The sequence below is a fragment of the bacterium genome (assembly GCA_026398675.1).
In the GTDB taxonomy this organism is placed as follows: Bacteria; RBG-13-66-14; RBG-13-66-14; order RBG-13-66-14; family RBG-13-66-14; genus RBG-13-66-14.
The window spans coordinates 1-11,069 of the sequence record JAPLSK010000176.1 but is presented as its reverse complement, the minus strand read 5'-3'; the positions used below and the strand labels follow the sequence as shown (position 1 = coordinate 11,069).

10 protein-coding genes are annotated in these 11,069 nt (G+C 63.7%); all 10 read left to right on the top strand.

What is annotated here, in order from left to right; all coding sequences use genetic code 11:
- Positions 1-8 precede the first annotated feature (8 nt).
- Positions 9-803 carry an ABC transporter permease subunit gene (locus NTW26_05755; GenBank protein MCX7021767.1) on the top strand — a complete coding sequence of 265 codons (795 nt, stop codon included), beginning with the start codon at positions 9-11 and terminating at the stop codon, positions 801-803.
- Complete coding sequence (gene pstB, locus NTW26_05750; protein ID MCX7021766.1) at positions 797-1,597, top strand: phosphate ABC transporter ATP-binding protein PstB; 801 nt, start codon at positions 797-799, stop codon at positions 1,595-1,597. Before NTW26_05755 ends, pstB begins: the two co-directional genes overlap by 7 nt.
- A 61-nt stretch (positions 1,598-1,658) precedes the next feature.
- Complete coding sequence (gene phoU / locus NTW26_05745) at positions 1,659-2,444, top strand: phosphate signaling complex protein PhoU (GenBank protein MCX7021765.1); 786 nt, start codon at positions 1,659-1,661, stop codon at positions 2,442-2,444.
- A gap of 94 nt (positions 2,445-2,538) precedes the next feature.
- On the top strand, positions 2,539-3,744 hold the full coding sequence (locus NTW26_05740) for a porin (protein MCX7021764.1): 1,206 nt from the start codon (positions 2,539-2,541) through the stop codon (positions 3,742-3,744).
- Between the two features lie 219 nt (positions 3,745-3,963).
- The gene (locus NTW26_05735; GenBank protein ID MCX7021763.1) at positions 3,964-4,581 is read left to right on the top strand and encodes a hypothetical protein; all 618 of its coding nucleotides are present in this window, start codon (positions 3,964-3,966) and stop codon (positions 4,579-4,581) included.
- Between the two features lie 147 nt (positions 4,582-4,728).
- The gene (larA, locus tag NTW26_05730; protein ID MCX7021762.1) at positions 4,729-5,967 is read left to right on the top strand and encodes a nickel-dependent lactate racemase; all 1,239 of its coding nucleotides are present in this window, start codon (positions 4,729-4,731) and stop codon (positions 5,965-5,967) included.
- A 263-nt stretch (positions 5,968-6,230) separates the two neighbouring features.
- Positions 6,231-7,508, top strand: a complete 1,278-nt coding sequence (locus NTW26_05725) for a hypothetical protein (GenBank protein MCX7021761.1) — start codon at positions 6,231-6,233, stop codon at positions 7,506-7,508.
- Positions 7,509-7,571: 63 nt separating this feature from the next.
- Entirely contained in the window at positions 7,572-7,763 is a 192-nt protein-coding gene (locus NTW26_05720; GenBank protein MCX7021760.1) for a hypothetical protein, read from the top strand.
- 406 nt (positions 7,764-8,169) lie between these two features.
- Positions 8,170-9,939, top strand: coding sequence for an ATP-binding protein (locus NTW26_05715; GenBank protein MCX7021759.1), 1,770 nt, complete (start codon positions 8,170-8,172; stop codon positions 9,937-9,939).
- Between the two features lie 229 nt (positions 9,940-10,168).
- On the top strand, positions 10,169-11,069 hold a 901-nt coding region (locus NTW26_05710; GenBank protein ID MCX7021758.1), incomplete at its 3' end, for a sigma-54 dependent transcriptional regulator.

Here is an 11,069-nt window from a genome sequence, read left to right as displayed (position 1 = left end):
GCCTCACGATCTACGGCTTGACCGACGGCGAGCAGGTCGCCGCCCTGCCTACCTGCGGCAAGGCCCGCCGGGTGTTCGTCGACCGCGGCATCGTGTACGTCCTGGGGCTCCGATCGGTTCTCGTGGTGGATGCCGGCGATCCAACGGCCCCGCTCGTTCTGAGCGACTACCGGATCATCACGACGACGGACAGCGCTTGGCTGATCCGCTCGGCGGAGTGCGGTCCGATCTACCGTGTTGCCGACGCACTCTGCGATGCGACCGGAGTCTGCGGACTCACCGGCCGCGTGGCCGCAGCGGAATCGAACCAAAGGCTGTTCGTGAACTTCCTCGGCTTCGGCGCCTGTGTTCTGGTGGGGAGCCTGACTCTGGGCCTGATGGTCCTCCCCACCATCATTCGCGCCACCGAGGAGGCGCTGAAGTCCATCCCGAGGAGCTTCCGGGAAGCCTCCCTGGCCCTGGGGGCCACCCGCTGGCACACCACCGTCCGGGTCGTCCTCCCCGCGGCCGTTTCCCAGATTCTGACCGGCGTGATTCTGGCCGTCGGGCGCGCCGCCGGCGAGACTGCCCCCATCATGTTCACCGCCGCCGTCTTCTTCACCAAGCGTTTGCCCACCGGCCTTTTCAGCAAGGTCATGGCGCTGCCCTACCACATATACGCGCTGATGACCGAGGGAACCCATCCCGTCGAGCAGACGGCCATGGCCTACGGAACCGCCCTCGTTCTTTTGGCGCTCGTGCTGCTGGTCAACGGTGCGGCGATCTTCTTCCGCATTCGGGCCAGGAAGGGGAAGAAATGGTAGACGTCCAACTGACCCACCGGGTAGTCTTGCCCGAAGAGATGGTGGCCAAGGTCACCATCGAAAAGCTCGACCTCTGGTTCGACGACACCCAGGTCCTCAGGGACATCTCCTGCGCTATCCCCGAGAAGGCGGTCACCGCCATCATGGGGCCCTCGGGCTGCGGGAAGAGTACCCTGTTGCGCGCGATAAACCGCTTGCACGACCTGAACCCCACCTGCAGGATTAGAGGTAAAATCCGGCTGAATGAGATGAACATTTTCGAAAGCGGCACCGACGTCTACGAGCTGCGTCGGCGGGTGGGGATGGTCTTCCAGCGCCCCAACCCCTTCCCGAAGAGCGTCTTCGAGAACGTGGCCTACGGCTTGAAGATACATGGCCGGCCCAGCCGCGCCGCGCTGGATCAGGCCGTGGAGAAGGCCCTGCGGGACGCGAACCTGTGGGACGAGGTCAAGGACAAGCTGCACCGGTCGGCCCTCGACCTCTCCGGCGGCCAACAGCAGCGCCTGTGCATCGCCCGCGCCCTGGCGGTCGAGCCGGAGGTGATCCTCCTGGACGAGCCGGCCAGCGCCCTGGACCCCATTTCCACCGCCAAGCTCGAGGAGCTCATCGAAAAGCTGCAGGACGACTACACCGTCATCATCGTCACCCACAACCTGCAGCAGGCGGCCCGCGTTTCACAGTACACGGCCTTTCTGATGCTGGGCGAGCTGGTCGAGTTCGGAGTGACCGACGAGGTTTTCACCGCCCCGTCCGACTCCCGGACGGAGAACTACCTGCGCGGTATCTTTGGTTAAAGGTATGGAAATCCGCTTCAAGGACGGAAAAAGTCGCCCGCCAGGGCTAAAGAGGTGTCCGATGCTGTATAAACGGTTGGAAGCCTTGACCGAGCGGTTGATGGAGATGGCCGATCTTACCCGGTCCATGCTCGACAACTCCCTCAAGGCGCTGGAGACGCTGGACGTGGACCTGGCGACCCGGGTCGCCGATGTGGACGAGCTCCTCGTCAACCAGATGGAGACCTGGAACCTGGAGGAGGCCATCCACGTCATCACCCTCTTTCAGCCCATGGGCAAGAACGTCCGGCAGCTCGTGGCCATCATCCTCATCAACCGCGACCTCGAGCGCATCGCCGACCACGCCCAGAATATCGCCAACCACACCCGATTCCTGGCGGAGCAACCCAAGATCGAGACGCCCGAAAAATTGAGGACGATGGGGGAGACGGCCCTGAAGATGTTCTCCGACAGCATGGATTCCTTCACCGGGGAGTCGGAGGAACTGGCCAAGCGCGTCATCGTCGGCGACGACGAGCTCGACGAGCTGACGCGGGAAACCGTCCGGGAGATTCTCGGAAAGATGTCGCGCATACCCGGCGTCGAAGAGGACGGCTTGCCGTCGGGGGTGAGCCCGGAGTGCGAGTTGACCGAGGGGTACTGGCGGCTGGCCCTCGTCGCCCGGAATCTTGAGCGCGTCGGCGACCACGCGACCAACATCGCCGAGAGCGTGCTCTTCGTGGTGGAGAGCCACCTGCACCTGCACCACCAGCACGAGATTGCGAAAGAGCTGGAGGCGATGAGAAAAACGAGCGAAGCGAGTTATGCCCCCGGCAAAAAGAAGCGGCGGTCGCAGGGGGATGGATAACCGCTCATCCACGCTCCGCGGCGATGACCGTGAAATTGCTTAAAACCTGAAATTGCCGTTACCTGACAAAACCCCAACCCTGGAGGTAAAGACAGTGCGAAAATTATTCGCGGTCCTCTTGATCCTCACCTTCGCCGGCGCCTCTCTGGCCAGCGTCACCGTATACGATGAGGACATCTTCAAGATCAAGCTCGGCGGCTACGCCCAGTTCCACTGGGATTACGATCTCCAGACCAACGTCACCGACGGCAACGCCTTCGGCGAGCTCTACTTCAAGCGCGCCAAGCTGGAAGTTTCCGGCGACATCGGCGACTACTGGTCCTTCAAGCTGGTCGAGGCGGTCAAGGACCGCACCCATTTCAATGGCCTTTCGGTGGACACCGCGGACTACGACGTTGACGGCGACGGCAACCCCGACATCACCTACGTCTCCGACGTAACCGCCAGCACCTCGAAGTACCTGCAGTGGGAGCTCGAGGAGCTATACCTGTCCTTCAAGCCGGCGGACATCTTCAACCTGCACCTCGGTCTGCAGAACCCGGACGGATCCTGGACCAACTCCCTGTCCAGCTCGGCGCAGCCCTTCATTGATCGGCCCCAGCACGACGTCTGGTCGTCCGATTATCAGGAGGGCATCGTGGGCCAGGTCATGATCGACGGCGCGGAGAAGGACACCCGGTACCTCGACCTTTCGCTCGGCGTCTGGGAGAACGACAGGGCGGGCTGGGGCGGCGGAACGGGCCCGGGGAACAACCCCAACCTATCCGACATCAACTTCTCCGTCTTCGCCGACAGCTCCTTCATCAAGGGCATTCACCTCGGCGGTTTCCTCTACCTGGCCAACGATCAGGCGCTCTACGAAGACGCTTTGGGCAACGATGTCTACACCGGCGTCACCGGCTACGGCGCCCACGTCAACTACACCCACGATTACTTCTACGCGGGCCTGGAGTACGTCGGCGGGAGCTTCGGGCTTTCGAGCTCGAAGGACGCCGCCGGCGACACCGTTGACCTCGGCGACGACTTCGGCGTCTCGGGCCTGGCCGTTGACCTCTTGGGCCGGCTGCCCGTGGGCGGAGACTTCCTCAACCTGGTGGAGCTTGGCGGACGCTATGACATGAACGACACCAACGACACCGTGGATTTGAACGGGATGGACCAGCTGACCATCGGCGCCAACCTCTACTTCACCGAGGACCACTACGCCATGCTGCAGCTCAACTACATCATGCAGATGCCCGAGGACTCCGACGTGGACGGCAACTCACTCGTAAAGGCCCAGTTGCAGCTCAAGTTCTAATGACGAAGTAACGCCAACGGCGAACCATTTAAGCTCCGTGGGGTCGTCGTTCCGGCGCGCTGTCGTGTGAGCGGGCGGGTGGTCGAAAGGCCGCCCGCCTGTTTCCGCGTCTCATCCCGTCGGGGGGTGTACCTCGACGGCGGGATGAGATAAACTGACCCCGGCGACACAAATTTTGCCCCGGCAAACCCGCGCTTGTAACTCACCGGAGGAGAAAACGTGCGTTACGTGCTCATCGAATGCGGCGTCAAGTGCCCCAAGTGCGACAACCCCGTGCCGCTGAACGGCCCCTGGGAGACGGCCCACTGCGACCACTGCCAGGCGGACTTCGATGTTCCCCATGATTATTGGACGGACATCTTCAAGGATGTCCTGGAGGAGATTAAATCCGGTGAACTGAAAGAGAGCGAGGGACGCAACTCCTCCATCTGGGGGACGTTCAACACGACGCTCCTGTACGGGAACCGGGCCCCGAACTGTTATAAATGCAAGACCGATTTCCCGAAAGCCTCGCTCAAGCCGGACGCGGGTACGCTCACCTGCGCCAAGTGCGGTGAGACCACCGAGACCGCGCCGCCGCCCGCATGGCTCTCGAATCTCCATCCGAGGCTCCTCGTCGGCGCGTCCCTCCGTGTCTCTGACGAGCCGCGGTCCGAGGGCGTTTCCGGCCCCGTGGCCTTCACCTGCCCCAAGTGCGGCGGCGCCCTGGTCGTGGACGGAAAGGACCGCCTGGTGCCCTGCCAGTACTGCAACGTGAAGGTGTACCTGCCCGACGACCTCTGGCTCAGGCTCCACCCGGCGAAGTCCAAGTCCAGGTGGTTCGTGGTCTTCGAGTAGGTTAGCCCGTGGCGTAGCTCGCTACGCTCGGTTCGCTTCGTTTTGGCGGGGTTCGCGGGGCAGACGCAGCTTCGCATTGACAAACCGGATGCGCTATCGTAGTGTCCCCCAAGGTTTACTTAAAAGCTTTCTTCGGCCGAGGCGGTCGTGGAGATTCGGGTTCCGTGGGGAAAAGGGGAGCAGACGGTCGAGCTCGAACGCGACCGGTTGGCCGGCATCGTTCACCCGAACCGGGTGGATACGGGCGATGAGATCGAAACGCTGCGACGCGCCCTTTCTAACCCCCTCGGCGCCGTTCCCTTCGGCGAGTTCATCGGCGCCGGCGGTAACGTTCTGGTCATCGTCAACGACGGCACCCGGCCCACTCCCACCGCCAAGGTCCTCGACATCATCGAGGGTGACCTGGTCGGCGTGGAGCCGCGGTTCTTGATCGCCACCGGCGTCCACCGCGGTCCCACCGAGGAGGAGCTCCGCTTCATCTTTGGTCGCCACCTCGAGCGCTTCCGCGATAGGATTCACGTCCACGACGCGAGGGCCGACGCCGAGATGGTCCACATCGGCACCTCGAAGTCGGGGACCGAGATGTGGATCAACCGCCTGGGGGTGGAGGCGGACCGGCTGGTCATCATCGGCTCCGTCGAGCCCCACTACTTCGGCGGTTACACGGGCGGCCGCAAGTTCTTCCTGCCCGGCATCGCGTCTTACCTAACAATCGAACAAAACCACAAATTCGCTATGGATGTCCGGGCCCGGGCGCTGGCCCTCGAAGGCAACCCGGTCCACGAGGACATGGTTGACGCCCTTTCCGCCATCGCCGAGAAACCGATTTTCTCCATCCAGACCGTCCTGGACCGCGATCGCAAAATATACGCCGCCACCGCCGGGCACATCCACGAGTCCTTCTACGCCGCCACCCTGCGGGCCAAGGAGGTCTTCTGCGTCGAGGTTCCCGCCAAGGCCGACGTGGTGGTCAGCGTCGCCCCCTTTCCCATGGACGTGGACCTCTACCAGTCCCAGAAGGCACTGCACAACGGCGCCTTGGCCCTCACCGAAGGGGGCGTTCTAATCCTCGTTTCCAAGTGCCGCGACGGCATCGGCCATGACACCTTTCACCAACTCCTCGGCTCCTGCTCTACGCTGGAGGACATGCTGGCCAGGATCGAGGAGGGCTACGTCCTCGGGTATCACATTGCGGCCAAGATGGCGAAGATAGGTAGCTGGGCGGAGATGTGGGCGGTGACCGAGCTCCCCGACGACGTGGTGCGGGAGTGTGCCGTTCTGAAGGCGGGGTCGGGTGGGCGGGATTTGCAGCGGTCTTCGGATGGACTCGCGCGAACTCCTGACGGGGAAGTCGGGAGAACGGTTAAAACAAATGAAATCCGTTGAGACAAGGGGCTTAAGCCCCTTGCCCCTCCATCCCTCGGCGGTTCGCGCCCAAGTCGGCCTTGCACCTGAGTACTTTCATCTAGTTGGGTCGAAGATGAAATCCCGGTATACGGGGTACAGAAAGTTTTCCGCATCACCCTTGGCACCCGGATCGACGGCGAGCCGTTCGGGAGGGTTAAGTTTTTTCCTCGTCTCCACTTTGGGGAACGGGGGGAGAGTAACCGGCGCGGGGCACGCCCTGGGCCTTTTTATTGGAGGAGAGGATGGCCATCAGTCGCGAGGAGGCTCTCGAATACCACAGCCGGGGCAGGGCCGGCAAGATAGAGGTCGTTTCCACCAAGCCGTGCCGGACGCAGCTCGACCTGTCCCTGGCGTACACCCCCGGAGTGGCGATCCCCTGTCTGGAGATAGAGAAGGATCCGGCCAAGGTCTACGAGTACACGGCCAAGGGAAACCTGGTGGCCGTCGTCTCGAACGGCACGGCGGTGCTCGGGCTGGGCGACATCGGCCCCTCTGCCGGGAAGCCGGTGATGGAGGGCAAGGGCGTTCTCTTCAAGCGCTTCGCCGACATCGACGTCTTCGACCTGGAAATCGACTCCAAGGACCCCGACGAAATCATCCGCACCGTGGAGATGCTCGAACCGACATTCGGGGGTATAAACCTGGAGGACATCGCCGCCCCCGATTGCTTCGTCATCGAAGAGGAGCTGAAGAAGCGGATGGGCATCCCGGTCTTCCACGACGACCAGCACGGGACGGCCATCATCTCCGGGGCGGGGCTGTTGAACGCCCTGGAGCTAAATGGCAAGAAGATAGAAGACATCCGTCTCGTGGTCTCGGGCGCCGGGGCCGCCGGTATCGCCTGCACCAAGTACTACATCAGCCTCGGGGTGGACCCGGCGAAGGTCATCCTGTTGGACTCGAAGGGCGTCATTTACGCCGGCCGCAAGGAGGGGATGAACCCGTACAAGCAGCAGTTCGCCGCCAAGACCGATCGGCGCACCCTCGCCGACGCCATGGTGGGATCGGACGTCTTCCTGGGCCTCTCCACCGCCGGGCTGGTGACCCAGAACATGGTCCGCTCCATGGCTTCCGACCCGGTCATCTTCGCCATGGCCAACCCGGACCCCGAGATAACCTACCCGGACGCGAAGGCGGCCCGCGACGACGTAATTATGGCCACCGGCCGCTCCGATTATCCGAACCAGGTGAACAACGTCCTTGGGTTCCCGTTCATCTTCCGCGGGGCCCTGGACGTCCGCGCCACCGACATCAACGAGGCCATGAAGCACGCCGCCACCAAGGCCCTGGCGGACCTGGCCAAGGAGGACGTGCCCGATTCCGTGTGCAAGGCGTACAACGTCGAGCACCTTAGCTTCGGACGCGATTACATCGTCCCCAAGCCCTTCGATTACCGCGTCCTCATTTGGGAGGCCTCCGCCGTGGCCAAGGCGGCGATGGAGTCCGGCGTCGCCAAGCTCAAGGTGAACCTGGACTCCTATAAGAAACAGCTCGAGGCTCGGCTGGGCAAGAACCGCTAACCGAGCGAACCGAGCGAAGCGAGCTATGCCCCTGGCAAACCGAGCTACGCCCCTGGCGAAATCATGCGCCTCGTGATTTACGAGGCCAAGAAGCGGCCCGCCCGTCTGGTTCTTCTCGAGGGCGAGGACGACCGCATCCCGCGCGCCGGCGCCATCATCGTGAGCGAGGGAATCGCCAAGCCCACGTTCTGCCTCGCGGCTGCGAGGTGGACGACGTGGTGCACATGGCGGCCATCGCCGCGGCCGGGATCTTAGTCGGAGATAAATCATCACCGCAACGGCCGGCCGGCCGGACCGCGGGGGGCGGGCGGACCGTTGCATCCGTTGACGGCGGCCGTCGTCCGCTCGGAGGACGGGGCGGTTCTTGTAACTTTGCCGCGGTTGAAACCATCGAAAGTCCCTTTTGGGGTCGGTGCGCGCACCGGCCCTTCGTTCGGCTGGTCGCGGGTGCACGACGGCGCGCCGTCAGGCCGTTTTTCGGACGATGTGATTCCTGGCACGCTTCTTGGTATTAAATGTCGAGAGGCGGTTTCCAATCAAGGAGACAAGGGGTTTCGCTAGAGGCGTAGCTCGCTTCGCTCGGTTAAACCCCTTGCCTTACCCATTTGAAAAAGTCCAGCCTTCGGACTAGACTTCCATCGCCGCCCTAGGAAAATCCACGATGATGAATAAAACCGTCACCAACCTCCAGTCCATCCGGGAAACCGCGGTCAAGCTGGCCGCCGACTTCTGCTTTATCACGCGGCGTATCCTCCGCTTCGCCAACCTGGGAACCCCGCGGCTCGAATTCCTCCGGGAGATGTCCCGGATGCTCTTGGAGTTCTCGCACTGCGACGCCGTAGAGCTGCGGATGCGGGATGGGGATCTGCACTACCGCTGGGTGGCGACCGACGGCAAGGGGGAGAATTACTTCTGCCAAAAGCTCTCGCCGGTGCTGAAGTGCGGCGATAGGACGGTTCCATGCGTGGACGACGGCTCGTGGATCGAAAAGCTCTGCGGCGCGGTGATGTGCCGTCACGTGGACCCCACCCTGGAGTGCATCAGCGCCGGGGGCAGCTTCTGGATCGGGAGCACGGACCAACCGTTGAAATGCCCGCCGGTCTTCTCGGAGCTCGTGCCCGAGGAGCTGCGGGAGCTGACGGGTGGCTATCAGTCCGTGGCCTTCATCCCCTTCGAGCTGGAGGAGGAGAGCCGGGGTCTTTTGCAGCTCAAGAGCCGCCGGGTGAACTTCTTCACCCCCTCGACCATCGAGTTCTACGAGGGGTTGGCCGAGACCCTGGGCGTGGCCGTGAGCGACCGCCGCGCCCAGTACGCCCTGCGCGAGCGCGTCAAGGAACTCTCCTGCCTCTACGAGATAGACGAGCTCGTCCAGCAGCAGGACGTCCAGTTCGACGGCTTGATGCAGGGGATCGTCGAGTTGATGCCGCCCGCCTGGCAGTACCCGGAGATGGCCACGGCCCGGCTGGTGGTGGATAAACATAGCTACGTGAGCTCGAACTTCGACGGCCAGGGTAGCGCCCTGCGTTCCGACATCGTGTGCGGCGGCGAGAAGCGGGGCTTCGTCGAACTCGTCTATTCGGGCGGGGAGGATCTGCTGGAGGCGGCACTCTTCCTCGAGGAGGAGCACGACCTCATAGACAGTATCGCCCGGCACATCTCCTTGATTCTCGAGAGGCGCCGGACCGAGGAGGACAAGCGCACCCTGGAGGAGCAGCTTCGGCACGCCGACCGCCTGGCCACCATCGGGCAGCTCGGGGCGGGGGTCGCCCACGAGCTCAACGAGCCGCTCACCTCCATCCTCGGCTTCGCCCAGCTATCGAAGAAGGCACCCGACCTGCCCGACATCGTGGGCCGCGACCTGGAGCGCATCATCAACTCCACCCTGCACGCCCGGGAGATAGTCAAGAAGCTCCTCATCTTCAGCCGCCAGATGCCCACCCAGAAGACCGAGGTCAACCTGTCCACCGTGGCCGAGGAGGGGCTTTTCCTCTTGGAAACCCGGTGCGAGAAACAGGGGATTCGGGTGGTCAAGCGGTTCGATCCCGAGCTTCCCCTGATTACCGCCGATCCGTCGCAGCTTTTGCAGGTGGTGGTGAACATCGTGGTCAACGCCGTCCAGGCCATGGAGGACGGGGGGAAGCTCACCGTGGCGACCCACGCGGACGCCGATTCCGTCTACCTCGACATCGAGGACACGGGCACGGGGATGTCACGGGAGACGGTGAAGAAAATCTTCATCCCCTTCTTCACCACCAAGGAGGTTGGGCACGGAACGGGGCTCGGCCTGCCGGTCGTGCACGGCATCGTCGCCTCGCACGGCGGCGGGATAGAGGTCCAGAGCGAGTTGGGCCGCGGGAGCCGCTTCACCGTCTCCCTCCCCGTCGCGGCGAGGCCCTTCGGGGTGGAGAACCAGGTGGAGGGGCGTCCTTGACCCGGGGTCCGGCCATCGCCCCTTCTTGGACGCTCCGAGGACCGCCGGAGCTCGGGCGAGCGGTCCGGTGCGATCCCTGTGCCGTCCCGGAATGCGCCGCGTGAACCTTCACATCCATACCGACTCGTAGGGGCGGGGCTCTGTCCCCGCCCGCGGGCGACCGCAGAGGACTCGTCCTACGGGTCGCCCTACGCCCCTTGCCCTTCCACGAGGAAGTGAGCACCGACCCATGGCCAACGATAGGATTCTGGTCGTAGACGATTCCCCGGAAACCCTGGAGATGCTCAGGCGGACCCTGACGGCCGAGGGGTACCGGGTTTTCACCGCCGGCAGCGTGGCCGAGGCCGTTCGTCTCCTCGACGGAACCGCGGTGGACCTCCTGATAACGGACCTGCGCATGCCCAACGTGTCCGGGCTGGAACTGGTGCGTCACGTGCGGGAGAACAACCGCGACACCGAGGTGATGATGATCACCGGGTACGCGACGGTTGAGGGCGCGGTGGAGGCCATCAAGACCGGGGCGGAGGAGTACCTGCCCAAGCCCTTCACCGACGAGGAGCTCTTCGCGGCGGTGGGGCGGTCCCTGGAGAAGCTCGGGCTCCGTCGGGCGGCTTTCCGGCGCCGCCGCCTCGTGTCCCACGACGACTACGGCATCGTGGGTGAATCCAAGGTCATGAAGAAGGTTTTTCAGGCGATAGGAAAGGCCGCCGGGACCTCGGCTACCGTGCTCATCACCGGGGAGTCCGGTACGGGCAAGGAGCTCGTCGCCCGGGCCATCCACTACCACGGCTCGCGGGCGCAGGCCCCCTTCGTGCCCGTCAACTGCGGCGGCATACCCGAGGGGCTCCTGGAGAGCGAGCTCTTCGGGTATGTCAAGGGGGCTTTCACCGGGGCCAACCAGTCCCGGGCCGGGTTCTTCCAGACCGCCGAGGGCGGCACCATCTTCCTGGACGAGATCAGCGAGACCTCCCTGGCCATGCAGGTGAAGCTCCTGCGGGTGCTGCAGGACAAGGAGGTCTCCATGGTCGGTTCGCCCAAAAGCCGCAAGATTGACATCCGCATCCTCACCGCCACGAACAAGCACCTGCGCGTGCTGGCGGAAAGGGGCCATTTCCGCGAGGATCTCTACT